The sequence below is a fragment of the Mycobacterium sp. NGS66 genome (genome assembly GCF_059812225.1).
The window spans coordinates 1-26421 of record NZ_JCALCG010000020.1 but is presented as its reverse complement, the minus strand read 5'-3'; the positions used below and the strand labels follow the sequence as shown (position 1 = coordinate 26421).

At 64.7% G+C, this 26421-nt stretch carries 22 protein-coding genes and 1 tRNA gene; 15 read left to right on the top strand and 8 right to left on the bottom strand.

The genetic code is table 11. The features are described 5' to 3' along the window. The first annotated feature begins 68 nt into the window (after positions 1–68). Entirely contained in the window at positions 69–938 is an 870-nt protein-coding gene (locus AC5Y2L_RS26675) for a TIGR03619 family F420-dependent LLM class oxidoreductase (protein ID WP_499937880.1), read from the top strand. 224 nt (positions 939–1162) lie between these two features. On the opposite strand, the gene AC5Y2L_RS26670 is transcribed toward AC5Y2L_RS26675, so the two are convergent. The 4 genes from AC5Y2L_RS26670 to AC5Y2L_RS26655 form a co-directional block, all read right to left on the bottom strand. After that, positions 1163–1969, bottom strand: coding sequence for an enoyl-CoA hydratase/isomerase family protein (locus tag AC5Y2L_RS26670; RefSeq protein WP_499937878.1), 807 nt, complete (start codon positions 1967–1969; stop codon positions 1163–1165). A 93-nt stretch (positions 1970–2062) separates the two neighbouring features. After that, positions 2063–2365 carry a YciI family protein gene (locus tag AC5Y2L_RS26665; protein ID WP_499937876.1) on the bottom strand — a complete coding sequence of 101 codons (303 nt, stop codon included), beginning with the start codon at positions 2363–2365 and terminating at the stop codon, positions 2063–2065. A 135-nt stretch (positions 2366–2500) separates the two neighbouring features. Continuing rightward, positions 2501–4432 carry a fumarylacetoacetate hydrolase family protein gene (locus AC5Y2L_RS26660; RefSeq protein ID WP_499937874.1) on the bottom strand — a complete coding sequence of 644 codons (1932 nt, stop codon included), beginning with the start codon at positions 4430–4432 and terminating at the stop codon, positions 2501–2503. Beyond that, entirely contained in the window at positions 4429–6732 is a 2304-nt protein-coding gene (locus tag AC5Y2L_RS26655) for an ATP-dependent DNA ligase (RefSeq protein ID WP_499937872.1), read from the bottom strand. The genes AC5Y2L_RS26660 and AC5Y2L_RS26655 overlap by 4 nt, the downstream gene beginning before the upstream one ends. Positions 6733–6918: 186 nt before the next feature. On the opposite strand from AC5Y2L_RS26655, the gene AC5Y2L_RS26650 reads away from it, so the two are divergent. The 7 genes from AC5Y2L_RS26650 (at position 6919) to AC5Y2L_RS26620 (ending at position 16269) form a co-directional block, all read left to right on the top strand. Further along, a complete protein-coding gene (locus AC5Y2L_RS26650) occupies positions 6919–8457 on the top strand; it encodes a mannitol dehydrogenase family protein (RefSeq protein WP_499937870.1) in 1539 nt (512 codons plus the stop codon). Beyond that, the gene (locus AC5Y2L_RS26645) at positions 8454–9311 is read left to right on the top strand and encodes an HAD family hydrolase (RefSeq protein WP_499937868.1); all 858 of its coding nucleotides are present in this window, start codon (positions 8454–8456) and stop codon (positions 9309–9311) included. Before AC5Y2L_RS26650 ends, AC5Y2L_RS26645 begins: the two co-directional genes overlap by 4 nt. Positions 9312–9381: 70 nt before the next feature. Further along, entirely contained in the window at positions 9382–10761 is a 1380-nt protein-coding gene (locus tag AC5Y2L_RS26640) for a mannitol dehydrogenase family protein (RefSeq protein WP_499937866.1), read from the top strand. Beyond that, entirely contained in the window at positions 10758–11624 is an 867-nt protein-coding gene (locus AC5Y2L_RS26635; RefSeq protein ID WP_499937864.1) for a carbohydrate kinase family protein, read from the top strand. The genes AC5Y2L_RS26640 and AC5Y2L_RS26635 overlap by 4 nt, the downstream gene beginning before the upstream one ends. 87 nt (positions 11625–11711) lie before the next feature. Next, positions 11712–12611, top strand: a complete 900-nt coding sequence (ku, locus tag AC5Y2L_RS26630; protein ID WP_499937862.1) for a non-homologous end joining protein Ku — start codon at positions 11712–11714, stop codon at positions 12609–12611. Positions 12612–12671: 60 nt separating this feature from the next. Continuing rightward, positions 12672–13787: a phosphate ABC transporter substrate-binding protein PstS gene (pstS, locus tag AC5Y2L_RS26625; RefSeq protein ID WP_499937860.1), complete on the top strand. Its 1116-nt coding sequence runs from the start codon at positions 12672–12674 to the stop codon at positions 13785–13787. A gap of 223 nt (positions 13788–14010) precedes the next feature. Continuing rightward, the gene (locus AC5Y2L_RS26620) at positions 14011–16269 is read left to right on the top strand and encodes a serine/threonine-protein kinase PknD (RefSeq protein ID WP_499937858.1); all 2259 of its coding nucleotides are present in this window, start codon (positions 14011–14013) and stop codon (positions 16267–16269) included. 4 nt (positions 16270–16273) lie between these two features. On the opposite strand, the gene pstA is transcribed toward AC5Y2L_RS26620, so the two are convergent. Genes pstA through pstS (AC5Y2L_RS26605) form a run of 3 tightly spaced genes read right to left on the bottom strand, consistent with a single transcriptional unit; the run spans position 16274 to position 19305 of the window. Further along, on the bottom strand, positions 16274–17179 hold the full coding sequence (gene pstA / locus AC5Y2L_RS26615; RefSeq protein WP_499937856.1) for a phosphate ABC transporter permease PstA: 906 nt from the start codon (positions 17177–17179) through the stop codon (positions 16274–16276). Beyond that, a complete protein-coding gene (gene pstC, locus AC5Y2L_RS26610; protein WP_499937855.1) occupies positions 17176–18174 on the bottom strand; it encodes a phosphate ABC transporter permease subunit PstC in 999 nt (332 codons plus the stop codon). The genes pstA and pstC overlap by 4 nt, the downstream gene beginning before the upstream one ends. A 3-nt stretch (positions 18175–18177) precedes the next feature. Continuing rightward, entirely contained in the window at positions 18178–19305 is a 1128-nt protein-coding gene (pstS, locus tag AC5Y2L_RS26605; protein ID WP_499937853.1) for a phosphate ABC transporter substrate-binding protein PstS, read from the bottom strand. Positions 19306–19569: 264 nt separating this feature from the next. Between pstS (AC5Y2L_RS26605) and AC5Y2L_RS26600 the strand changes: the two genes are divergently transcribed. The 3 genes from AC5Y2L_RS26600 (at position 19570) to AC5Y2L_RS26590 (ending at position 22856) form a co-directional block, all read left to right on the top strand. After that, complete coding sequence (locus tag AC5Y2L_RS26600; protein WP_499937851.1) at positions 19570–20361, top strand: SDR family oxidoreductase; 792 nt, start codon at positions 19570–19572, stop codon at positions 20359–20361. 87 nt (positions 20362–20448) lie between these two features. Next, the gene (locus AC5Y2L_RS26595; RefSeq protein WP_499937849.1) at positions 20449–21528 is read left to right on the top strand and encodes an NAD(P)H-dependent amine dehydrogenase family protein; all 1080 of its coding nucleotides are present in this window, start codon (positions 20449–20451) and stop codon (positions 21526–21528) included. A gap of 101 nt (positions 21529–21629) precedes the next feature. Further along, positions 21630–22856, top strand: a complete 1227-nt coding sequence (locus AC5Y2L_RS26590; RefSeq protein WP_499937847.1) for an Nramp family divalent metal transporter — start codon at positions 21630–21632, stop codon at positions 22854–22856. Positions 22857–22871: 15 nt separating this feature from the next. Here the strand turns inward: AC5Y2L_RS26590 and AC5Y2L_RS26585 are convergent, their stop codons facing one another. Next, positions 22872–23516 (bottom strand): TIGR03085 family metal-binding protein, encoded by a 645-nt coding sequence (locus AC5Y2L_RS26585; RefSeq protein ID WP_499937845.1) that lies wholly within the window; start codon positions 23514–23516, stop codon positions 22872–22874. Between the two features lie 214 nt (positions 23517–23730). Here AC5Y2L_RS26585 and AC5Y2L_RS26580 point away from each other — a divergent pair, with 214 nt between their 5' ends. The 4 genes from AC5Y2L_RS26580 (at position 23731) to AC5Y2L_RS26565 (ending at position 26413) form a co-directional block, all read left to right on the top strand. Beyond that, positions 23731–24783: a poly-gamma-glutamate hydrolase family protein gene (locus AC5Y2L_RS26580; RefSeq protein ID WP_499937844.1), complete on the top strand. Its 1053-nt coding sequence runs from the start codon at positions 23731–23733 to the stop codon at positions 24781–24783. A gap of 26 nt (positions 24784–24809) precedes the next feature. Beyond that, positions 24810–25634 carry an LLM class F420-dependent oxidoreductase gene (locus AC5Y2L_RS26575; protein ID WP_499937842.1) on the top strand — a complete coding sequence of 275 codons (825 nt, stop codon included), beginning with the start codon at positions 24810–24812 and terminating at the stop codon, positions 25632–25634. A 115-nt stretch (positions 25635–25749) separates the two neighbouring features. After that, on the top strand, positions 25750–25998 hold the full coding sequence (locus AC5Y2L_RS26570) for a type II toxin-antitoxin system Phd/YefM family antitoxin (protein WP_499937841.1): 249 nt from the start codon (positions 25750–25752) through the stop codon (positions 25996–25998). A gap of 342 nt (positions 25999–26340) precedes the next feature. Next, positions 26341–26413 (top strand) — tRNA-Arg (locus tag AC5Y2L_RS26565). Positions 26414–26421: the final 8 nt, after the last annotated feature.

The window sequence follows — 26421 nt, the reverse complement described above, 5'->3', positions numbered from 1 at the left end:
CCAGTCGCGGGCCGAATTAGAACACGTTCTACTGTCGTGCTAATGCCCGTTCGCGGAAGGTGATCATCGTGCGGTTCAGCTTTGCGGAGTCATTGACTGACCCTTCGTTCTACATTCCACTGGCCAAGGCCGCGGAAGACGCCGGGTACCACAGCATGACGATCGCCGACAGCCTCGCCTACCCCTTCGAGTCCGACTCCAAATACCCGTATACGCCCGATGGCAGCCGGGAATTCCTGGACGGCAAGGAGATCATCGAGGCGTTTGTGTTGATGGCCGCGCTGGGCGCGGTGACGACAACGCTGCGGTTCAACTCCTTCGTCCTCAAACTGCCGGTCCGGCATCCAGCGCTGACCGCCAAGCAGGCGAGTTCACTGGCCGCGCTGACCGGCAATCGCCTGGGGCTCGGCGTCGGGACCAGCCCGTGGCCGGAGGACTACGAACTGCTGGGCATTCCCTTCGAGAACCGCGGGAAGCGGATGGACGAGTGCATTGCGATAGTGCAGGGCCTGACCACCGGCGAATACTTCGAGTTTCACGGCGAGTTCTACGACATCCCGAAGACGAAGATGAGCCCCGCGCCCACCCAGCCGATCCCGATCCTGGTCGGCGGTCATGCCGATGCTGCGCTACGGCGCGCAGCTCGATTGGATGGCTGGATGCACGGCGGCGGCAGCACCCCCGAGGAACTCGACCGGCTCATCGCGAAAGTCAAGAAATACCGCGAGGAAGAGGACAAGACCGGACCGTTCGAGATCCACGTCATCTCGATGGACGCCTACACGGTGGACGGCATCAAACGACTCGAAGACAAGGGCGTCACCGACGCCATCGTCGGCTTCCGGTACCCCTACATCAAGGGGCCCGACACCGAACCACTGGAAAAGAAGATCCGTCACCTGGAGCGCTACGCCGAAAAGGTGATCTCGAAGGTCTAAGGCGGCGGTTGCCGCGCAGTCCAAGTCGGGCGCAGGGGCCCCCACAGTCCCAAACCTCGCTCGCGACTCGTCACACCTGCCACTTGAGTACCAGGAAACTGCGGCATATTGCGGTCAGCAAGTCGATATCACGGGCGATAGCGACTTACAGAATCACTGGTCGACCCTTGCAGGGACTGGTGTGGCTGATGTGACTGCTGCGGCTCCGTGGGCGCACGCAGTGTTTAGAGCCGATCCCATTTGGGCGACCGCTTTTCTTGGTGCGCCCTGGCGGCTTCGGCCGGATTGTTCGTGAAGCCGGTAAGCATCTGCGTGCGGTTCTCGATCTCGATGGCGTGCCGCAAGCTGGGCGCATCGAGTGCGGTATTGAGCCCAATCTTGGTTTGCCACACCCCAAATGCGTTGTTTTCCGCGATCGACCGCGCCATGTTCAATGACGCGGTGATCAGATGGTCCGGCGCGACCACCTCATGCACCAGCTTGATGCGATAGGCCTCGGCTGCGTCGATGATGCGACCGGTCAGCATCAGTTCGCGCGCCACGCCGGCTCCGACGATCTTCGGCAGCAGATAACTGGTGCCCATGTCCATCGACGAAAATCCCGCCTTGATGAACACCGAGCCGAACCGCGCGGCCTCCGAAGCGATCCGGATATCGCAGTGCAAGGCGAAGGCGAGCCCCCCACCGACGGCAACGCCGTTCACCGCGGCGATCACCGGGATGGGTAGCTCGTAGAGCCGGATGTACTGTTCGGCCAGGCGCACCTGAGCGTCATAACTGGCCTTGAACGGCGGGCTGGTGGGCTTCGGTTTGGTCCAGGCCTCGCCGGTGCCGGACAGGTCTGCGCCGGCGCAAAATCCGCGGCCGGCGCCCGTCAGGATCGCGACGCGGTATTCGCCCGAGCCGAGCGCGTCCAAGCAATCGTCCATCGCATCGATCAGCGACCCGTCGATGGCGTTCAGGCGCCGCGGGCGGTTCAAGGTGATCAGGGCGATCTCATCCTCGAGAGTTCCAAGTTCGACAGCAGTCATACCGGCACCGTAGCCGCGCCTCCGAGGTGGGTGCGTCGCTCGGTCCAGTCGAGGCACGCGCGGAACACCGGTCGCCGGCGGTGTCGGCGTTGACTATTGGTCACGTCCGCGCAGTGTGCCGAGCCAGTACGGCCGTAGCTCGCCGCGCATATACCCGCCGCTGGTCACCGGCTCCTGGGCGACGATGCTCTGCGCCGCCTCTTCGTCGGGTGCCTCGAAGATCATGATTCCGGTGTTGACTGGGCCCAGGCACGGCCCTGCCGCGATCAGGATGCCGTCGGCCAATAGCGCACGCAGCCAGTCGGCATGAGCGGCAAACGTCGAACGCTCGGCCTCGGTCATGGTGGCCATGAAGTTGTCGCGCGGAGGATGCATGAAAAAGACCCATTCGCCCATCCGCTCCATCCTTGCATTGCCAGCCCTCATCCCAAAGCTGCCGGCTGAGAAAAAGCCGCTGCGAGAGCGCAACTGTCGACGCCGTTACTCGGGAAATGCATTGGCAGTTGCACTTTCGCGGCAACGCACTGCTGGTTATCGCTTGGCCAGCCACTCCGCCTGCATCACCAGCAACGCCATTACCTCGAGTTGCGGCGTGTCAGGGTCGAGCTCACGGTAGCGCTGGTAGACGTTGACGACGACGCGCTCGGCGTCCAGCCAGGTCGCGTACTCGCCGAGGTCGATGGCGTCGGCGGCCTCCGACCACGACAGGCCTTTGCGGTAGGCGGCCTCGGCTTGTTCGCAGACGTGAGCGAGATACCCGCGGACCGCGCGGATGCCGTCCGGGTCGGTGACCGGACCGTGGCCGGGCACCACCGTCGGCGCATCCAGGGCAATCATGGTGTCGCAGGCCGTAATCCAGTTGGCGATCGGGCCGGCCCAGACGATCGGCGTGCAGCCGATGAACAACAGGTCACCGCCGAACAGCACGCCGGCGTCGGGTACGTGCACCACCGAGTCGGCGGCGGTGTGGGCCGGACCCAGGTTCAGCACCTTGACCTGCCGACCGCCGACTTCAACGCTGAGCTCGCGATCGAACGTCAAATCGGCGTTGCGCACCTTGATGCCGCTGAAGTCGAAGTGCCCGAAGCGTTCTCGTGAATACGGAGTTGCGACGGGACCGAGGTTGGCGGTCTGCGTCATCACCAGCATCTCCGGCGGCATGCCATGTGCGATCTCCTCGGCGGTGCCCTTGGCGGCAATGATTCGCACCGACGAGTCCAGCACCTGGTTGCCGTGGGTGTGATCGCCATTGGAGTGGGTGATCACCGCGTCGGTAATGGGTGCGCCATCGGTGATGGGCTTCATCGCGGTCAGCATCTCGCGGGTCAGCGTCAGGTCGAAAAGGGTGTCGACAAGCAGCGAAGCGCCCTCCCCGGCGACCAGCCCGGCGTTGCTCCAGCCATAGCCCCCATCCGGCAATGTCCACGCCCACACCCGGTCACCCACCTCGTGCAGCCCCCGCGTATAAGGCACCCGCGCCGGCGCGCGATTGACCCGACGCGGGGTGGCTGGGGCATCGGGGTTGGGGCGCGGCGCAAGCGGGTGTGGCGCGCGACTGGCGCGGACGGTTTGGCGGGTCTCGCCCAACCCCTGCACCTGCAGGGTGACCACGTCGCCGTCGTGCAACCAGCCCGGAAATGATTCCAGCGCAGTAAGACTCAGGTGTTCGACGAGTGTGCAGGTGGGCACCGTGCCGGAGCCGATGACGTCGCCGGGCAGCAGCGTCACCCCGCGTGAGGCGTAGGAAATGACTTCGCCGAAGGTCCAGTCCATCTGCGCGGTGGACCCGGTACCGATCACCGCGTCGTTCACCAGAGCGCGCACTCGAAGGTCGAGCTTGCCGTCGCGCCGGTAGCCCTCGAGCTCATCCGGCGTAACCAAGTAGGGGCCCAACGTGACTCCGCTGTCTTTGCCCTTGGCTTGCCCGATCGCCAACTGGCCCTCCAGCTGCTGCAGGTCGCGCGCGGACCAGTCGTTGAAGATCATGTAGCCGATGATGGCTCGTTCGGCTTCCTGCACCGTGAGGTCCCTGCCCTCGATACCGATAACCGCGGCGATCTCCAATTCGAAGTCCTGCCAAGCACTTCCGGGAGCCGTCGGCGCGTCGTCGTAGGGGCCGAGCACGGTTGCCGGGCAGGCGAAGTAGAACGCCGGTATGCGGTACCAGGTGTCAGCCAGTACCCGTCCGGCACCGAGTGCGGCCTGGCAGTTGCGCATGTGATCCAAGAAGCACAGCGAGTCCCGGATCGACGGCGGGCGAGGGATGGGCGCGCGCAACCGCACATCGGCCAGAGCAACCGGCTCGGAAGCCATTGCCTGCTCGCCGGCCTCGCGTAGCCCGTCGGCGCCTCGGCCGATCAACTCGAGCAGCGTCACGCCGGGCGGCATGGGGTGGATCAGGTCGCCGGACAACACGCCGGTGCGCTCACCGCCGTCCGGGCCTTGATACGTCACCCATTTCATTCGCGCATCACCTCACTCGGTTTCTTGTCCGGCCGCAGTCCCCGCCAACTCGGTTGTCGTAAACGGTTATCCGGGGTCCATTCGCTGTAGCGCACCTCGCCGACCAGAACCGGTTCGACGAAGGTAACCCGCTTGGTGTCGGGCGCGGGAAGCGGGGCGTCGAACGGAGATTTGTCGGTGTGCAGCGGCGCCAAAGTGGCCTTGAGGCTGGCCAAGTCGCGTTCGGTGAAGCCGGTGCCGACCCGCCCGGCGAACCGCAGCCCGCCGTCGCTGGGGATGCCGACCAGCAGCGCCCCGATGCCGCTGCTGCGACCGCCTTCCCCCGCACGCCAACCGCCGATCACGACTTCCTGGGTGTTCCAGTGCTTGTCCTTGATCCAGGACGCCGAACGCCGGCCCGGCTGATATGTGGAGTCGCGACGCTTGGCTACCACCCCCTCCCAGCCGTGCTCACGGGAGTACTCCAGCGCTTCGCTGCCGTCACCTGGCAGCAGCTCGGGAACGATGAGATCGCCCGCAGCAGCCAGTGTTTCAAGCAGCTTGCGGCGGTCGGAGTAACGGGCCCGCAGTAGCGAGCGGCCGTCCAGGTAAAGCAAGTCGAATGCCCAGAATTCGATGCGGGTGGCGCGCACCCGGTTCTGCATCTCGTTGAAGCTGGGTACACCGGACTTGTCGAGTGCCACCAGCTCGCCGTCGATTACCACATGGTGGTCAGCCAAACCTCGGGCCAGTGAACGTAATTGAGGGTATTCCTTGGTGACGTCGCGTCCGCTGCGCGACCTCAGTCGTACCTCACCGTGATCGGCGTCGACGAGCAGCCGGTAGCCGTCCCATTTGCCTTCGAACGCCCACTGACTGGCCTTCAGCTTCGCCACCGAGCCGTGGGTCGCGAACATCGGTGCCAGCGAGTCGAAGTCGAACGAGTTCTGGTCCTTCATCCGGTGCGCCAGCCATTGATCGCCGTTGGTTTGGATCAGGGCATAGCGCCCGGAAATCCGGCTGCCATGCAGGTTGACTATGACCTCCCCTTTTTCGCCGGAGTCGTTGAACTTTTCGGTGTCGTATGTGCCGGAGTCCCAGATGATTACCTTGCCCGCGCCGTACTCGCCCCTGGGGATATTGCCTTCGAACGTGCCGTATTCCAGCGGGTGATCTTCGGTGTGCACGGCCAGGTGGTTGACCGACGACGTCTCGGGCAGGTTCTTCGGCACCGCCCACGACACCAGCACCCCGTCGCGCTCCAGCCGGAAGTCGTAGTGCAGCCGTCGCGCGTGATGCTCCTGGATGACGAACGTATTGTTATGCCCGGTAACGGGTTTGGCCGCTGGCACCGGTTCCGGGGTCTTCGACGCGTCTCGCATGCTGCGGTATTTGGTCAGCCGGTCCGCGCCGGGCAGATCGGCGTCCAGCGCCGCCAGCAGATCGCCGTCGCGACCCACTCGGGCCAGCACCTCGTCGTAGCGCAGCTGACGCAGCGAATCGGGGTCGTCGAGCTCCTCCCAGCTGCGCGGCGCAGCGACCGTCGGATGCTCCCGGCCGCGCAGCGAGTACGGCGCGATCGTGGTCTTCGCGGCGTTGTTCTGGCTCCAGTCCAAGAACACCTTCCCGGCCCGCAGGCTCTTCGTCATCGTCGACGTGACCAGCTTGGGCATCGTCTTCTCCAGTTGCTGCGCAACACGTTTCGCCAACACCGACGCGCCCCTGCTGCTCACCGGCTCATCCATCGGCGCGTAGAGGTGCAGTCCCTTGCTGCCGCTGGTCAGCGGAAAGGTGGTCAGCCCGATGTCGGTGATCAGCTCGCGCACGGCACGGGCCACCTCGGCAAGCTGGGCCATCGTCACGCCCTCGCCGGGGTCCAGGTCGAACACCAATCGTGTTGCCGGGCCTGGGTTTAACTGCTCACCTTTGCGTGTCCACTCGGCGACGAACCGCCATTGCGGCACGTGCACCTCCAGCGCTGCCTGCTGCGCGATCCACGCCAGCCCGGTGGTGCTCTCGATGATCGGATACGTCGTGGTTCCCGACCGGTGCGTCACGCTGGCGCGCGGCAGCCAGTCCGGCGCCGACGACGCCAGCTGCTTTTCGAAAAACGAGCTTTCTTCGACGCCGTTGGGCCAGCGCTTGCGGGTGGCCGGGCGCCGCGCAATGTGCGGGACCATCACCTCGGCGATCGCGGTGTAGTACGCGAAGACCTCGGCTTTGGTGGTTCCGGTGGCGGGATAGAGCACCTTGTCGGCGTTGGTCAAAGTCACCCGCGGATGTGCTTTCGGCTCGGGAGGCCAAGCCCGCGGCAAGTCCATGCTGCTAAAACTACGCGCGCCGTCCGTGTTTTCAGCGGGCAATTCAGCGCGGCGTGTACCGGCCGCCGCCGTCCATGTGGCGCATTTCACCACATCGGCTAAACGGCTGTTGACGCCAGCAAGATAGGCCGCCACGGTGCGCTGTCGCTTTGCGACGGCCTGCACGATGGGTATGTTCGGCGACCGATGCGCTACGCCAACCACTTGACGAGTGTCGTCGCCGAGGGCTGCAGCAGTGGGGTTCCGCTGAGCGACGCCACATTACCCCTGCATTCTCCGCGGATAGACGTGCCAACCTATGACAGGTCGGCCCTCCAGCCCGGTGTTGTTCACATCGGAGCGGGCAACTTTCATCGTGCACACCAGGCCGTCTACTTCGATGACCTTGCCCGCTCGGGCATTTCCCAGGAATGGGGGGTCACCGGCGTCAGTCTGCGCTCCCGCGACGTCAAAGATCTGCTGTCGGCTCAGGATGGGCTTTACACCGTTGTACAGCGCGGCCATGACCGCCAGACGGCCCGCGTCGTCGGCTCGATCGGCTCCTACCACTTCGCACCGAACGACAACCCCGCGGTGCGTGCGGCGCTGGCTGACCCGCAAACCCGTGTCGTCAGCCTGACGATTACCGACAACGGGTACTTCCTCGATCCGGTTACGCGTGAGTTCGACGCCGACCATCCAGACGTGCGTGCCGATCTCGTCGCGTCGAATAGCTTTGCCACCGCGTGGGCTTACCTCGCCGAGGCACTCGAGCAGCGTCGCCGTGCCGGCACTGCCCCGTTTACGGTGCTCTGCTGCGACAACATCTCCGACAACACCCAGGCGGCGCGAACGGCGCTGGTGTCGTTCGCGGCTCTGCGAGACCCCGGTCTTGCTCGCTGGATCGACACACACGTCGCATTCCCGTCGACCATGGTCGACCGCATCACCCCGCAGACGTCGAACTCCGAGCGGCAATTCGTCGCGGACACGTTCGGCATCGCCGACAAGTTGCCAGTGCTGACCGAGCCGCATTGCCAGTGGGTCATCGAGGACATCTTCAGCGACGGCCGTCCGCCGCTGCACGAGGTCGGTGCCGAGTTCGTGACCGATGTCAGCGACCACAAGCTGGTCAAGACCCGTCTGCTCAACGGAACCCATATCGCGGTCGCATGTTTGGCCACGCTGGCCGGCTACCAGCGCACCGCCGAAGCGATGAGCGACCCGGTCATCTTTGACTACGTCGAGCAGCTCATGCGCGACGAGATCCAACCGCTGCTACCGGCGGTGCCGGGGATGAACACACCCGGTTATCGCCATACGTTGCTCACCCGGCTGGGCAATCCCCTTTTGAGCGACCAGTTGTCGCGCTTGGCTCGCCGCGGCTCGACGAAGATGGCGTCGTTTCTGCTGCCGTCCTTGCACGAGGCGATCGCGCAGGACAGACCGCACACTCTGCTGATGCTGGCCCTGGCCGGGTGGGCCCGGTATCTGCGCGGCTACGACCTCAACGGTGGCAAGATCCACGTCGATGACCCGGAGTCGGGATTGCTCACCAAGTTGGCGACCATGGGTGGCAATGATCCTCGTCCGTTGCTGCGGTACGAGATCCTCGCCGACCTACGCCTGATTCCCGGCTTCACCGAGCGCCTCGGCGCCATGATCGCCGACATCGATGAGCATGGTGTGACACCGACACTGCGCCGATCGTTGCGGGACGACACGCGGGAGCTGGTGTTGCAATGAACCAGCCCATCACATTTGTCCGGCAATTCGACCCCGCAGCGATAACCACCTTGCTCTGCGACGCCGACGACAACCTGTTTCCGTCGGAAAGGCCGGCCTTCGACGCATCGACGGAGGTGACGAATCGTTTCTTGGCACGATTCGGCGTGACGGCGCCGCTCAGCTCGGATGAGTTGCGTAAGCGGGCCGTCGGGAAGAACTTCCGTACCACCGCCCTCGACTTGGCGGTGCAGTGCGAGGTGCCGCTCGATCGGGCCCTGGCCCAGGGCCGTCCCGCCGCGGTGATCGCTTCGGCCAGCGACCTGGTGAGCGGCAACGCGTTGTCCGCCGACGAACTCGAGCAGTGGGTGCGTCAAGAGCGCGAGCAAGTCACCGCTCATCTGGCTGTCACCTTGACACCCGATCCGCAGGTGCTGGAACCGTTGCGAGACCTGGCAACGCACTACGCTCTCGCGGCCGTCAGCTCCAGCGCGAGCAAGCGTCTGCACGCCTGCTTCGCTGCCACCGGTCTCGACTCACTGATATCGGAGTCGGTGACTTTCAGCGCGGAGGATTCGCTCCCGGTGCCGACGAGCAAACCCGACCCGGCGGTGTATCTGCACTGCGGCCAGGCCCTGGGCGTCCAAGCCGAACAAGGTCTGGCCATCGAAGACTCCGTGGCCGGCGTGAGGTCGGCGGTGGCAGCCGGATACGCCACCGTCGGGAACCTGATGTTCGTGTTACCTGACGAACGTGCTTGCCGCCGTGCACAATTGATCGATGCCGGCGCGGTCGCCATCACCGACTCGTGGCGCGCTCTGGCCGATGTGCTGATGTTGCCGACCACCGCACGTGGACGTTCCTCGCTCAGGTAGGCCTCCGCGACTCCGCATCGACTGGTTATAGTCGCCGGACTTCAACCTCGACGATGCAGCGCTGACCAAGATGACGATCACCACGCCTGACTACGACCGCGGCGGCATCCGCGTCGGTATCGCGCATATCGGAACCGGTCACTTTCACCGAGCCCATCAGGCCATGTACATCGACCGGTTGCTGCAGGTCGGGTTGGGGCGCGAGTGGGGCATCTGTGGGATAGGGGTGTTGCCCGCCGACTGGCCAATGCGCGACGTGTTGCGTGACCAGGAGGGGCTCTACACGCTGATTCTGCAGAACCCGGACGGAAGCCGAGACGCACAAGTGATCGGCTCGATCATCGACTACCGCTATGCGCCCGACGATCCGGAGGCGGTGATCGAGTTGCTGGCCGCGGCAACCACCCGGATCATTTCGCTGACTATCACCGAGGGCGGCTACCGCGATCCAGACGGGCCCGCGTTCGGCTTGATCACCGAGGCTCTGGCCAGGCGCCGCGACCGAGGGATCGCCGCACCGACGATTCTGTCGTGCGACAACATCGAGAGCAACGGTGAAATCACGCGGCGGGTCGTCCTCGCACACGCCGAGCATCGGTATCCCGGTCTCGGCGAATGGATAGCGGAATACGCCCGGTTCCCCAGTTCGATGGTGGACCGAATCACCCCGGCCACAACACCGGAAATAGCTGCCGAGGTCCGGCGCGAGTTCGGCATAGCCGACCGGTGGCCGGTGGTGGCCGAGGCCTTCAGCAGCTGGGTCGTCGAAGACGACTTCGCGGACGGCAGACCGCCGTTGGAACAGGCCGGCGTGCTGTTGGTCGACGATGTCCGCCCGTACGAGTTGATGAAGCTGAGGCTGCTCAACGCGGGGCATCAATGCCTGTGCTACTTCGCGCATCTGTGTGGCTTCGAGTTTGTCCACGACGCGGCGCGCGACCCGTTGTTCGTCGAATTCCTGCTCGCCTATTTCGATTTCGAGGCCATTCCAACATTGCCGCCGGTGCCCGGGATCGATCTGCACGACTACAGCCGCGCACTCGTCGAGCGTTTCGCCAACCCGGGGATACGCGACACGGTGGCAAGGCTGTGCGCCTACTCGTCGGACCGCATCCCGAAGTGGCTGCTGCCGGTGATCCGCGACAATCTTGCCGGCGATCGGCAGGTTCGCCTGGCTGCAGCGACGGTGGCCAGCTGGGCCCGCTACGCCGAGGGGGTCGACGAGCGGGGCGAACCGATCGAGGTGGTGGACCAGCTGGCAGACTCGCTGGTGCCGATCGCCCGGTCGCAGCACCAGCACCGCATCGCGTTCATCGAGGTCACGGCGGTGTTCGGAGATCTGGCGCAGCACCCCCGATTCGTTGCGGCATATCTCTGGGCGCTGGATTCGTTGCACACCCGCGGTGCGCGGGCAACCCTGGAGATGTTGTTAGACCGGGAGGCACCATGACCCGCGGACTGGTGATCGGTGAAGCGCTGATCGACACCGTCGACGGGCACGACCATGTCGGCGGCAGTCCGTTGAACGTCGCAGTGGGATTGGCCCGGCTGGGCCGTGGTGTCGATCTGCTGACCCACATCGGCAACGACGCAGCCGGCCGACGCATCGCTGAATACGTGAAATCCGCTGGGGCGCAACTTCTTCCGAGCAGCATCTCGGCTTCTCGGACGCCGAGCGCCACCGCGACAGTGGCCGCCGACGGATCGGCCAGCTATGTGTTCGATCTGGACTGGGAGCTGTCCGGCATACCGCCGGTCACACCGCCGCTTTTCGTGCACACCGGATCCATCGCGGCGGTGCGCGAGCCGGGCTGCCTGGCCGTCGCCGCCCTGCTCGACACCTACCGCGTCTCGGCGACCCTGACCTTCGATCCCAACGTGCGGCCGTCGCTGATCGTCGATCGGGACCTGGCCCGGGAACGCATCGAGCATCTCGTCGAACGCTGCGACGTCGTCAAGGCCAGCGCCGACGACCTGCGCTGGCTGCAACCCAACCATCCGCCGGAGATGACCGCGCAGACTTGGCTGGCCTCCGGGCCCGCGGTCGTCGTGCTGACCCTCGGTGAGCAGGGTGCGGTGGCGTTCTGCGCGGCCGGTGAGGCCCGGGTGCCCGCGCGGCCAGTGCAGGTGGTGGACACCGTGGGCGCCGGCGACGCGTTCATGGTCGGCCTGCTCGACACGCTGTGGTCGCAGGGCTTGTTGGGCGGCGAACGGCGCGCCGCGCTACGCGGGATCGGGCTGGATGCGCTGACCGCGGCCATTGAGGCAGCCACTGCGGCGTCGGCCGTGACGGTCTCGCGCGCCGGAGCCTAACTCGCCGAACAGGTGTAAAAGCTCCCAAATTCGGCACGAATTGGCAGCTTTTGCGTTTGCTCGGCATTACCTGGGCATACTGGCACCATGCGCTCCATCTGGAAGGGTTCGATCGCCTTCGGGCTGGTAAACGTCCCAGTTAAGGTGTACAGCGCCACCGAGGACCACGACATCAAGTTCCATCAGGTGCACGCCAAGGACAACGGGCGCATCCGATACAAGCGGGTGTGCGAGGTGTGCGGCGAAGTCGTCGAATACAGCGACCTCGCCCGGGCCTACGAATCCCCCGACGGGCGGATGGTGGTGATCACCGACGACGACATCGCCACATTGCCCGAAGAGCGCAGCCGCGAGATCGAGGTTCTGGAATTCGTCCCCGCCAGCGAGGTCGACCCGATGCTGTTCGACCGCAGCTACTTCCTGGAGCCGGATTCCAAGTCGTCCAAATCCTATGTGCTGCTGGCCAAGACGCTCAGCGAGACCGACCGCATGGCGATAGTGCATTTCACGCTGCGCAACAAGACTCGGCTAGCGGCGTTGCGCGTCAAGGACTTCGGCAAGCGCGACGTGATGGTGATACACACCTTGTTGTGGCCCGACGAGATCCGCGACCCCGATTTCCCCGTGCTGGACAAGAAGGTCGATATCAAGCCCGCAGAACTCAAGATGGCCGGGCAGGTGGTCGAGTCGATGGCCGACGACTTCAACCCGGACCGCTACCACGACACCTATCAGGAGCAGTTGCAGGAACTGGTCGACGCGAAACTCGAAGGTGGGGAAGCCTTTACCGCCGAGGAGAAACCGACCGAGCTGGACGAGGCCGAAGACGTCTCCGATCTGCTCGCCAAGCTGGAAGCCAGCGTCCGGGCCCGCTCGGGTTCCAGCAAACCGGCGAAAAAGAGCCCCGCGAAGAAGACCACCGCAAAAAAGGCTGCTTCTGCTAACGGGGCCAAGAAGACCCGACCGAAACAGACATCGAAGTCCTAACCAAGGCGGCGTCGATTCCCGTAAGCTCATCGTGCTGCCGATCCTGAATTTAGGAGTCCCGTGAAGTTCGCTCGATCTGGCACCGCACTAAGTCTGGTAGTCGCCGGCACACTGGTGTTATCGGCTTGCGGCGGAAACTCGAACAACCCGTCGGCGTCAAAATCCACCACTCCCGCAGTCCCGGTGAACTGCGGTGGCAAGAAGAAATTGCATGCCGCCGGTTCGACCGCGCAAAAGAACGCGATCGAGCAATTCGTCTATGCCTACATCCACGCCTGCCCCGGCTACACGCTCGACTACAACGCCAACGGTTCGGGCGCCGGGATGAAGGCGTTCATCGGTGGGCAGGTAGATCTGGCCGGGTCGGACTCGCCGATGGATCCGGGCAAAGGTGAGCCCGACCGGGCGGCGGAGCGCTGCGGATCGCCGGCTTGGGACTTGCCCGTGGTGTTCGGTCCCATCGCGGTCACCTACAACATCAACGGCGTGAGCTCACTGAATCTGGACGGGCCCACCCTGGCGAGGATCTTCAACGGCGGCATCACCAAGTGGGACGACCCGGCGATCAAGTCGCTCAACTCCGGCACCAACCTGCCGTCGACGCCCATTCACGTCGTGTTCCGCTCCGACGAGTCCGGCACCACCGACAACTTCCAGAAATACCTGGACGCGGCTTCCAACGGCGCCTGGGGTAAGGGCGCCGGAAAGACGTTCAACGGCGGCGTCGGTGAAGGCGCCGCCGGCAATGACGGCACGTCGCAGGCTCTGAAACGAACTGACGGGTCGATCACCTACAACGAGTGGTCGTTCGCCGAGGGCCATCAGCTGAACCGGGCGCTGATCATCACCTCGGCGGGTCCCGATCCGGTGGCGATCACCCCGGATACGGTCGGCAAGACGATCTCGGGGGCGACCTTCAAGGGGCAGGGCAACGACCTGGTGGTGGACACGTCGTCGTTCTACAAGCCGCACCAAAGCGGCTCGTACCCGATCGTGCTGGTGACCTACGAGATCGTCTGCTCGAAGTACCCCGATGGCCCCACCGGCGCGGCGGTTAAGGCGTTTATGCAGGCCACAATTGGCGACGGCCAAAATGGCCTGGACGAGTACGGCTACATTCCGCTGCCGAGCTCATTGCAATCAAAACTGGTGCCGGCGGTCAACAGCATCTCATAACCAACCAAAGTACCCTGCGCACAACGGGTTTGGACGTGCGACCACCTGATGGGAGTTGGTGTTGCGCGCTTGCAACTGTTTGGAGAGTTTTCAGAATTCACTGTGAGTAATCCGATTCTCTGGGCACGCTGGTCGCCAAGGATTTACCGTGTGGTAACCAGCGGTTTTCCGAGGGCTTGTTCTGGCCGCCCGGATCAGGTGGCTGGTGAAGGGAGCGTCGACGGTGAGTAACGCCGTTTCGCGGGAGGGATCCCAGTTCGGGCCCTATAAGTTGGTGCGTCTCATAGGTCGCGGCGGGATGGGCGAGGTCTATGAAGCCGAGGACACCCGTAAGCGCCGGGTAGTGGCGCTCAAGCTGATTTCGTCGCAGTACTCCGACAATTCGGTGTTTCGTGCTCGGATGCAGCGCGAGGCCGACACCGCCGGGCGGTTGACCGAGCCGCACATTGTGCCGATCCATGACTACGGCGAGATCGACGGGCAGTTCTACGTAGAGATGCGCCTGATCGACGGCGTCTCGCTGCGGCACATTTTGACGCAGACCGGTCCGATGGCCCCGGCACGAGCGGTGGCGATCATCCGCCAAATCGCCGCCGCGCTCGACGCCGCGCACAGCGCCGGTGTCACCCACCGCGACGTCAAGCCGGAAAACATTCTGGTCACCAACCAGGACTTTGCCTATCTGGTGGACTTCGGCATCGCCCGGGCCGCCTCTGACCCCGGGCTGACCCAGACCGGCACAGCCGTGGGCACGTACAACTACATGGCCCCGGAAAGGTTCGGCGACACCGAGGTCACCTATCGTGCCGACATCTATGCGCTGGCCTGTGTGCTGGACGAGTGCTTGACCGGTTCACCGCCGTATTCGGCCCAGAGCGTGGAACGACTGATCGCGTCACATCTGATGGAGCCCGCGCCGCGTCCCAGCCAGATTCGGCCGGGCAGGGTGCCGGCGGCCTTGGACGACGTGATCGCCAAAGGCATGGCCAAGAACCCGCTCGACCGCTACCTCAGTTGCGGCGACCTGGCCGACGCCGCGCACGACGCGTTGACGACTTCCGAGCAACGTCAAGAAGCGACCATTCTGCGCCAGGGCGACAACGAAACCCTGATGGCCCCGGTTGTCGACCCGGGTTTGGCCTGGAACAGTTTTGGTGGCTCGGGTGCCCACGCACAGCACTCCTCGGGCGGCTACCAACAGCAGCCCTCGGGGGGCTACCCGCAACAGGTCTCCGGTGGTTATCCACAACAGGTCTCGGGTGGCTATCCGCAGCAGACGTCGGGGCCGCACCCTCAACAGCCCCCGGGTTCTTACGCCCAGCACCCCTCGGGGGACTATCCGGCCCCGACGGCGATGGGACCGACGCCGCAATACTCGACCGGCGACCAGACCATGATGCGTCCGGCGGCGCAATACTCGACCGGCGGGGAACAGACCATGATGCGTCCGGCGGCGATGGATACCGGGCAGGCTTCCGACCAACGGACCCAGGCCCACCCGGTGGCCGCCGGCGGCTGGCCCAGCCAACCCGGAGTCGCCACGCCCGGTCCATACACACCACCAGGCCAGTCGTTCCAGCCCACCGGCAAGCCCCGCGACAACAAGAAGTTGCTGCTGATCGCCGGTGGCGTCGCGGCGCTCCTGCTCGCGATCGTGTTGGTCGCCGTGTTTGCGTTCGGCGGGTCGGACCACAATGCCGGGCCGGGAGCCGAGCCGCAGGGAAAACAGCAGGTACTGCCGTTCAAAGATCTGAACTTCCGGCTCTCCCCCGGCGGCGTGGCGGTGGACAGTTCGGGCACCGTGTACGTCACCAACCAGGGCATGAAGGGCAGGGTGGTGACGTTAGCCGCCGGATCGAGCGCGCCGACGGTGAAGCCGTTCTCCGGTCTGTACGAGCCACAGGGCGTGGCGGTGGACAGCGCCGGCAAGATCTACGTCAGCGACTTCAACAACCGGGTGGTCTCGTTGGGGGCCGGGTCAAACAATCAGAGCGACATGCCGTTCCAAGGCCTGAACTACCCCGAGGGTGTGGCGGTGGATGCCCAGGGCTCTGTCTATGTCGCTGACCGCGGCAACAACCGGGTGGTGAAGTTGGAGCCGGGGTCCACCAACCAGATCGTGCTCGCGTTCGACGGGCTCAAGAACCCCGACGGGGTGGCCGTGGACAGCAACGGCAACGTCTACGTCACCGACACCGACAACAACCGGGTGCTGCGACTGGACGCCGGCACGAGCAACCAGTCCGTCCTGCCCTTCACCGGCCTGTCGGCACCGTGGGGGATCGCGGTGGACAAAGTCGGCAATGTCTACGTCACTGAACACGACAACAACCGGGTGCTGAAGCTGGCCGCGGGCGCGAGCACCTCGACCGAGTTGCCGTTCGAGGGACTCAACACGCCGCTGTCGGTGGCGGTGGATAAGGACGGAAACGTTTACGTCGCCGACCGCGGTAACGGCCGGGTGCTGAAGCTCAAGCCGTAACCGGCTAGCGACGCCGTCGGGTTGCCACGAAGCGGATCGCAGCAGCGGTCAGGCTGATCAGCGCCATGATGATGATCAGAGTCAGCGCCGCGCCCCAGCGCCGCTGGTTACTGGCTTCCCACGGGTCGGTGAGCGTGGTGTAGATCAACAGCGGGAGCGAGGCCATGTTGCCGTTGAAAATGTCGTAGTTGATCAATTGGTTGTAGCCGACGAGCACCAACACGGGCGCGGTTTCACCCAGCACGCGCGCGAGCGCCAGCAGAATGCCGGCGACGATGCCCGGCATCGCGATGGGGAAGACGATCCGCACAATCGTCTTCCATTTCGGAATCCCCAACGCGTAGCTGGCTTCTCGCAGTTCGTCGGGCACCAGCCGGAGCATCTCCTCGGTGGCCCGGACCACCACCGGTAACATCAGCAAGACCAGCGCCAGCGACACCGCGAAGGCGCTCTGCGGAAATCCCACGGTGGCGATCCACAGGCTGAAGATGAACAGGGAGGCCACGATCGACGGCACCCCGGCGAGCACGTCGACCATGAACGTGGTCACCCGGGCCAGCCGGCCAGAACCGTACTCCACCAGGTACACCGCGGTCATCACGCCGAGGGGTACGGCCAGAATGCCGGCCACCCCAGACTGCACCAGGGACCCGTAGATGGCGTGGTACACACCGCCGGCCAGCTGTTTGGGCACGACGCCGGCCAGGGAGTGGGTCCACCAGCCCGCGCGGGTGACGGCATACCAGCCCCGGATCACCACCACCCCCAGCAGCCAGACCAGCGGGATCAGTGCGACGACGAACGACCCGAGGAAAAACGTTGTGGCAAGGCTGTTTTCGATCCGCCGCCGGGTGCTCAGGGGCCGAAACACCGCCGCCTTCACCGGCCGATTGAGTAGGTCGGCACTCATCCGTTGACCTTCCCACCGGCGATTGCGCGAGCCACGGCATTGACCACGAAGGTCAGGACGAACAGCGCGAACCCCGCGGAAATGTACGCCCCGGTGGGCAGTGGCTGGCTGAATTCCGATGCGGCGGAAGCGATCTTGGAAGCGAAGGTGTAACCGCCGTCGAACAGGGACCACCGTCCCGGCTGCGCGGACGAGCGCAGAATGACCAACACGGCCACGGTCTCACCCAGCGCGCGGCCCAGGCCCAGCATCGATGCCGCGATCACGCCGCTGCGACCGAAGGGCAGCACGGTCATTCGGATGACTTCCCACTTGGTCGCGCCCAGCGCCTGCGCGGCTTCGATCTGCATTGGCGGGGTTTGCCGGAACACTTCTCGCGATACCGAGGTGACGATCGGCAAGATCATCACCGAGAGCACGATGCCGGCAGTGAAGATGGTGCCACCGCCCGCCATGGATACGTTGCCCTGCTTGAACAGGAACAACCACCCCAGGTGGCGGTTCAGGAATGTGGCGAGCGGCTCGAGCTTCGGTCCCAGCACGTAGATTCCCCAGAGGCCGAAGATGATCGACGGCACCGCGGCCAGCAGATCCACCATGGCGGCAAAGGGTCGCGACAACCTTGTCGGCGCGTATTGGGTGAGGAACACCGCGATCCCGATGGCGATGGGCACCGCCAACACCAGCGCGCAAATCGAACTGAGCACCGTGACCATGAACAAGTCGCGGATACCGAACGCCAGGTGGTTGGCGTCAGTGGTGTCGAATCGCGGACTGGTGAAGAAGTTGGCGTGATTCACCCGCAACGACGGGACCGCACGCATCAGCAGGAATACCGCGATCAGCACGATCGCGATGACGATGGTGGAACCGGCTGTTCCAGCGGCCAACTTGAACAGCCGGTCCCCACGTCGCGCGGCGCGTGCATCGGGAGCCGCTAGCGCAGGCTTCGCCACGCTCGGGCGATGCGGCCTGGCTAGCGGTCCTCGGGCCATGACTCAGGCGATGGCGTTGACCGCAGTCGACAGCCTCGCTTTGAAACTGTCCGGAATCGGGGCGTAACCGTTGTCGCCCAAGCCGTTTTGGCCGGGGCCGATGGTGGTCTGCAGGAAGGCCTTGACGGCCTTGCCGACCTGGGCGTCCGGATACTTCGAGCAGACGATCTCATAGGTCGCCAGCACGATCGGGTAAGAGCCCGCCTGAGCCGGCTTGTAGAACGAATTGGTGTCGATCACCAGGTCGTTACCCTGGCCCGAGATGGTGGCCCCGGAAATCGTTTTCCCGACCGACTCGGCGCTGATCGCCACCGCATCCGGACCGGCCGACGTGACGATTTTGGCCATATTCAGCTTCTGCCCCTGCGCGAAGGACCACTCGTTATAGGTGATTGAACCTTCGGTGGACTTGACGGCCGCCGAGGTGCCCTCGTTGCCCTTGGCGCCCTCACCGACGCCGCCCTTGAACGTCTTGCCGGCGCCCTTGCCCCATGCGCCATTGGAGGCCGCCTCCAGGTACTTCTGGAAGTTGTCCGTGGTGCCCGACTCGTCGTTGCGGAAGATGACGTGAATCGGCTCACCGGGCAGCGTGAAGCCCTTGTTCAGCTCTTGAATTGCCGGGTCGTTCCACGTCTTGATGGCGCCGTTGAAGATCTTTGCCAGCGTCGGGCCGTCCAGGTTCAACGAGTTGACGGTGTTCAGGTTGAACGTCACCGCAATCGGGCCGAACACCACGGGCAGGTCCCACGCCGGCGAGCCGCAGCGCTGCTGCGCCGCAGCGGCCTCTTCCTTGCTCAGCGGCACGTCCGAGCCGCCGAAATCGGTCTGGTTGCCGGTGAACTCTTTGACTCCGGCGCCCGAACCGTTGGGCGTGTAGTTCAGCGACTGACCGGAGCAGGCCTGTTCGAAAGCCTTGGTGAAGAGCGTCATGGCGTTGGCCTGGGCGGTTGACCCGCTCGCCTTCAAGGTCGCCTTACCGCCGCAGGTGACATTGACATTGCCGCCACCCGCCGACGGCGAGCCCGACGCCCCGCTTCCACCACTTGCATTTTTGTCGCTGCCACACCCTGACAACACCAGCGCGCCAATTGCCAGGACACTGAGCGCGACGCCAAATCGTTTGAGTTTCAATCTACTTCCTTACGGTCGAAATGAAACAGGTTGGCCGCGGCTCCTCTTCCGCGGCTTTGCCAGGCAGCCGTCTTCTCGCACGCCCCGACGTTACATGAGGACCGTTGCAAGTTCGATAGTTTCGCCGGGCGACACTTTCTTGCGGCCGTCGTCGAATGCGGTCGCCAGCCATGTGCCAAACTAGAACCTGTTACAAAAATGCTGTCTATCCGAACGGTCAGGCATGCTTCCGGTTCGGCCGACGACTGAAAAAGAGAGGCCGCAATGATCCTCGACAGGTTCCGTCTCGACGACAAAGTCGCCGTCATCACCGGTGGCGGACGCGGGCTGGGTGCGGCCATCGCAGTGGCCTTCGCCGAGGCGGGTGCCGACGTGGTCATCGCGTCGCGAACGCAATCTCAACTAGACGCCGTCGCGGAACAGGTCCGGGCCACCGGCCGACGGGTCCATGCCGTCGCCGCCGACCTGGCCCATCCCGACGCCACCGCGCAGCTGGCCGGCGAGGCCGTCGAGGCGTTCGGAAAACTCGACATCGTCGTCAACAACGTCGGTGGCACCATGCCGAACACGTTGCTGACCACCTCGGTCAAGGACCTCAAGGACGCGTTCACCTTCAATGTGGCCACCGCCCACGCCTTGACCGTCGCCGCCGTCCCGCTGATGCTGCAGCACTCCGGCGGCGGCAGCATCATCAACATCACCTCCACCATGGGCCGGCTGGCCGGACGCGGCTTCGCCGCCTATGGCACCGCGAAGGCGGCGCTGTCGCACTACACCCGGCTGGCGGCGCTTGACCTGTGTCCACGTATCCGGGTCAACGCCATTGCGCCCGGGTCGATTCTGACCTCCGCACTCGACGTGGTGGCCGCCAACGACGAGCTGCGCGAACCGATGGAGAAGGTGACCCCGATGCGTCGCCTCGGCGATCCCGTCGACATCGCAGCCGCCGCAGTCTATTTGGCCTCCCCGGCCGGCAGCTTCCTGACCGGCAAGACGCTCGAGGTCGACGGCGGCCTCACGTTCCCCAACCTCGACATCCCCGTCCCCGACCTATGATGCGCGAGCAGACGCAAAATCACCCGAAACGTATCGTTTCAGGGTGATTTTGCGTCTGCTCGCGGTCCTTACCCTAAGGAGCACGCCATGGCCATACCCGTCGTCCAGCTCGGCACCGGCAACGTCGGCGTCCACTCGCTGCGCGCGCTCATCACGAACCCGGAATTCGAGCTCACCGGCGTCTGGGTGTCGTCAGATGCCAAGGCGGGCAAGGACGCCGGAGAAATCGCCGGACTCGATACTTCGACCGGCGTGAAAGCCAGCACCGACCTGGACGCCGTGCTGGCCACCGGCCCGCAATGTGCCGTCTACAACGCCATGGCCGACAACCGGTTGCCCGAGGCGCTGGAGGACTACCGGCGTGTCCTGGCAGCCGGGATCAACATCGTCGGCAGCGGGCCGGTCTTCTTGCAGTGGCCGTGGCAGGTGCTGCCGGAGGAACTCATCACTCCACTGGAAGATGCTGCCCGCGAAGGCAATTCGAGTCTGTATGTCAACGGCATCGATCCTGGATTCGCCAACGACCTGTTGCCGCTGGCATTGGCCGGCACCTGCCAGAGCATCCAGCAGGTGCGCTGCATGGAGATCGTCGACTACGCGACGTACGACAGCGCCGTCGTCATGTTCGACGTGATGGGCTTCGGCAAGCCGATGGACGATATCCCAATGCTGCTGCAGCCCGGGGTGCTGAGCCTGGCCTGGGGATCGGTGGTGCGCCAAATCGCTGCAGGCCTTGGTATTTCGCTCGACGAGGTCACCGAAAGCTATGTGCGGGAACCGGCACCGGAGGCCTTCGACATCGCCTCGGGTCACATTCCCGAAGGCAGCGCGGCGGCGGTGCGGTTCGAGGTGCGCGGGATGGTCGACGGCCAGGCCGCCGTCGTGCTCGAACACGTCACCCGGCTGCGCGAAGACCTGTGCCCGGATTGGCCACAGCCCGCCCAGCCGGGCGGGTGCTACCGCATCGAAATCACCGGCGAACCGTCCTACGCCATGGACATCTGCCTGAGCAGTCCCAACGGCGACCACAACCATGCCGGGTTGGTGGCGACCGCGATGCGGATCGTCAACGCGATTCCGGCTGTGGTGGCCGCCGACCCCGGTATCCGGACGACCCTCGACCTGCCCCTGGTGACTGGGCGCGGCCTCTGGCGAGCAGACGCATAAGCTCCTCTTTCTAGCCAGAATCATGGGCTTTTGCGTCTGCTCGCCATGCTTCGGCTAACCTCACTTTTCTATCCGGGTCTACGAAATCGAGGGTCGAAACGTTGGCGCAGGGCACTCAGACGTCGCTCAAGACGCGCTGGTACCTGCTCGGTCCGGCGTTCGTCGCCGCCATCGCCTATGTCGATCCCGGAAACGTCGCGGCCAACGTTAGCTCCGGCGCGCAGTACGGCTACCTGCTGCTGTGGGTGATCGTCGTGGCCAATGTGCTGGCCGGCCTGGTGCAATACCTGTCGGCGAAGCTCGGGCTGGTTACCGGCCGCTCGTTGCCCGAGGCGATCGGCAAGCAGATGAGCCGTCCACTGCGGCTGGCTTTTTGGGTGCAGGCCGAACTCGTGGCGATGGCGACCGACGTCGCCGAAATGATTGGCGGGGCGATTGCCTTGCACGTGCTGTTCAACCTGCCGTTACTGGTAGGCGGGGTGATCACCGGGGCGGTCTCGCTGGTATTGCTGACGATCAAGGACCGTCGCGGCCAGCTGATCTTCGAACGCGTCATCACCGGGCTGTTGCTGATCATCGCGGTAGGCTTTGCGGCCAGCTTCTTCGTCGCCACTCCCCCGCCGGGCGACGTGCTCGGCGGCCTGCTGCCGCGGTTCCGGGGCACCGAGACGGTGTTGCTGGCCGCCGCCATCCTGGGTGCCACCGTGATGCCGCACGCGGTGTACCTGCATTCGGGCCTGGCCATCGACCGTCATGGGCATCCCGACGAAGGCCGGCACCGACGTCATCTGCTGCAAGTCACCAGGTTGGACGTGGTTTTGGCGATGGCGGTCGCCGGAACGGTGAACGCGGCGATGCTACTGGTCGCCGCGATCAACCTGCAGAACCACGGCGCGACCGGCTCCATCGAGGGCGCTTACACCGCCATCCACGACACCCTGGGCGCCACCATCGCGGTGCTGTTCGCGATCGGGCTGCTCGCGTCCGGGCTGGCGTCGTCGTCGGTAGGCGCCTATGCCGGTGCGATGATCATGCAGGGTTTGCTGCATCGGTCGGTTCCCATGCTCGCGCGTCGTTTGATTACGCTGTGCCCCGCGGTGGCGGTGTTGGCGCTGGGCTTCGACCCCACCCGCACGTTGGTGCTCTCCCAGGTGGTGCTGTCCTTCGGAATACCGTTCGCGGTGCTTCCCCTGGTCCGGCTGACCAGCAACCGCAAGCTGATGGGCACCGACACCAACCATCCGGTCACCACCGCCCTAGGTTGGGCGGTCGCGGTAATGGTGAGCCTGCTCAACGTCGTGCTGATCTTTCTGACGGTGACCGGCTGAAGATGCAGTAGCAATTCACATGCCAAAGTGCGTGCTACGCACTGCCGCAACGGCATCCGGCGATCCGCTCACTTCGACTTGTGCCGCCCCCTGGCGCCCAAAGAGATACAGGAGAAGCTCGCCTGGTGCACCACTGAGCCGAGCCGTCGGTTCGCCGCGTCGAGCCGTCGCCAACTCGTTGGTTCCATCCCACTCAATCTCGAGACCGCAACCATGTAGCCGCCGACTCAAGTAGGGGCTGCCACGGCTAACGTTTCGCCACAAAGCAGCCTCCAGTGCCGGCGTGAGGCTGCGAGGTCCTCGCCCGTTGGCTTGGCGAACGTCTTCATGATGAACAAAGAACTCGTTGAGATTCGCCAACGCACGGACCCAGCCGATGCGAAACAACCCGACGGGCGGCCCGGACCGGATCCGCGCAATGAGCCAGCCAAAGTCCCTGTTCGTGGCCAACCTTGTCCTGCGGCCTTCGGCGAACCGTTGGAAGGGACCGGGTAGCACGATGCAAGGACCAGCAACGAGATCGCGTTCGCGCAGCACGATGTGGGCCGCGAGATCGTGCGTCGTCCACCCGTCGAGCAGCGTGGGAGCGGATGGCCCGAGCTCGTCGAGAAGATCACAAAGTTCAAAACGCTCCTGCGCATCGAGTGGAACGCCAGCCATGCCGTCGGAGTCTACGGCGCGTGGGAAAGTTGTTCTAGCACATGCAATTAGGGTCGATCACCAGGCGGTCGCAAACTGTCCTCGAACCGCCGCAGGGCCGTGTTGAAGAAGGCTTCGTGCCTGCAGGCCGGACCATAGGGCAGGATAGAAACGTCGTCGTACGTGGAGGCTCGCGGGCTTGGTTCAGAATATTTCGCACGCGGTGACGGGCTGAATGCCGGCCCTCCGCCATTCTTATTTCGCATACGGTTCCAACCTGTGCGTCCGTCAAATGGCGGCGCGCTGCCCCGACGCAAGAGATCCGCGACCTGCGGTGCTCAACGATCACGACTGGCTGATCAACGAGCGCGGCGTCGCCACCGTCGAACCGTTCCTCGGCAATCAGGTGCACGGCGTGCTGTGGCAGGTGTCCGACCACGATCTGGCGGTTCTGGACAGCGCCGAGGGCGTCCCGGTTCGCTATCGGCGTGACCGGATGACGGTGCACACCGACGTCGGGCCGGCACCGGCGTGGGTCTACATCGACCATCGGGTGACTCCGGGTCCGCCGCGGCCGGGTTATCTGCCGCGGATCATCGACGGCGCCGTGCACCATGGGCTCCCGCAAAGCTGGGTTGACTTTCTGCATCGCTGGGACCCGGCACACTGGCCGCGCCCACTCGCCGCGTCTGGCCTTGGGCCGCAATCACTTTCGGCGTTGTTGACCGAGCCGGGCGTCGTCGAGGCGAGCACGCTGCGGTCGCGGTTCGGCTTTCTTGCCATTCACGGCGGCGGCCTCGAGCAGATGACCGACGCGATCGCCGAACGTGCGGCCGAGGCGGCCGGGGCGTCGGTGTATGTGCTGCGCCATCCCGACCGTTACCCGCATCATCTGCCGTCGGCTCGTTTCGATCCGAGCGAGTCACCGCGACTGGCCGAGTTTGTGGAACATGTGGACGTCGCCATTTCCCTGCACGGGTACGGGCGCACCGGACGCGGCACCCAGCTACTGGCCGGGGGGCGCAACCGCACCCTGGCCGCCCACGTGGCGCGGCACCTAGAACTGCCCGGGTACCAAGTCATCACCGATCTGGACGCCATGCCCACTGAACTGCGCGGGCTGCATCCGGACAATCCGGTCAACCGCGTGCGCGGCGGCGGGACGCAGCTAGAGCTGTCGGTCCGGGTCCGGGGATTGAGCCCACGCAGTCACCCGGCAGCCGACGGCTGGGCACCGATCACCATCAGCCTGGTCGACGGCTTGGTGGCCGCGGCGCGATCCTGGTAAGTGTTACTTAGCTCGTTTAACGGAGGTTGTCGGTGGCCAAGGATTTCCGCTTCGCGGTCAGCATGCGCTTCTTCAAATCTCGCGCGGCGTTGGAGGAGAAGGCTAAGCGCGCCGAAGACCTCGGGTTCGACGTCCTCTGCGTGCCTGACCATCTCGGCGCCGCGGCGCCCATGCCGACGCTGGCCGCGGTGGCGATGGTGACCACCACGATCCGGCTGAGCATGTATGTGCTCAACGCCGCTTTCTACAAGCCCGCCCTGCTGAGCCGAGACCTTTCAGCGGTGGACCGGCTCAGCGACGGCCGTCTGGAGATCGGGCTGGGCACTGGTTATGTCCGAGAGGAGTTCGAGGCCGCCGAGCTGCCGTATCCCAGCGCCGGAGCCCGGGTCGACTACCTCGAGCACATGACGGCATACCTGAAGCAGCACCACCCGACGACACCGATCCTGATCGCGGGCAATGGCGACCGAGTGCTGACGCTGGCAGCTCAGCACGCCGACATCATCGGGCTGACCGGTTCCAGAGTGCGCGACGCCGACGACCCGCTGGCCGAGCGCATCGAGTTCGTCCGCAACGCCGCCGGGGGCCGCTTTGATCCTCTGGAGCTGAACCTCGCGATCACCGCTCTGCCGGCCGAGGGCGAGACCATGCCCGACTTGTCGCTCACCCGCAGGTATGCATCCGAGCTATCCGACTCCGAGTTGCTGCAGCTGACTTCGGTGCTGACCGGATCGCCGGGCGAGATGGCCGACACGTTGGCCGGATACCGCGACAAATATGGCGTCACCTCGTTTACCGTCCAGGACAACCACATGGACAACTTCGGCAAGGTGATCGCGGAGCTGCGGTGACTTTGATGCGGATACGAGTCCAGGTCCTAAAGGAGCTTTAGCGCGAGGCCAAGCGTGGCGCGCGAGCACGAAATGACGCTTGCCGAAGTCGTTCTTCGCAGCAGAGGATTGCGCCATGGCCAGAAGGATCGCCCAGCAACATCTCCGGGACGACAACGCGAAGGTTCTCGACGCGGTAGCGGCGGGCGCAACGTTCGTCGTGACGCGCGACGGAGAACCGGTGGCCGAACTTCGCCCGCTGCGGGCCGTTCGCCGCACATTCATCCCTCGCGACGAGGTCGCGGCGCTGGCCAGCGCACCCGTGCGTATTGATCATCCTCAGTTCCGCGCCGACGTTGACGGGTCGATCGTCCAAGATATTTGAGGTGACATTCGGAAATTGGCACGCGCGATCGTCGGCCAGATCTCTACAGTCGGAACGCGGCCCATTTTTGTGGGCTCGAAGATCTGATCCGTATCGTCGCGATCTGACAATCGACGTTGCAGTCTCAAGGGTGCGGTGCCGATGCCGCACTACGACGCCTGAGTATGCGCGCCTGATGGACCGAGCCGCATGTGACCCTTGTCAACCCGGATACACTCACACCCTGCCGCAGTCGACAACACGACGCCGTCGTCGTGGCGCGACCAGGCACCCCGACGTCCAAGACGCCGCTGAATTCACTCCTCATCGGAGGGGTTCGTCACGTAGTCGAAGACGCCAACCGCCCTCGTAGCTCAGGGGATAGAGCACGGCTCTCCTAAAGCCGGTGTCGCAGGTTCGAATCCTGCCGGGGGCACTGCTGTC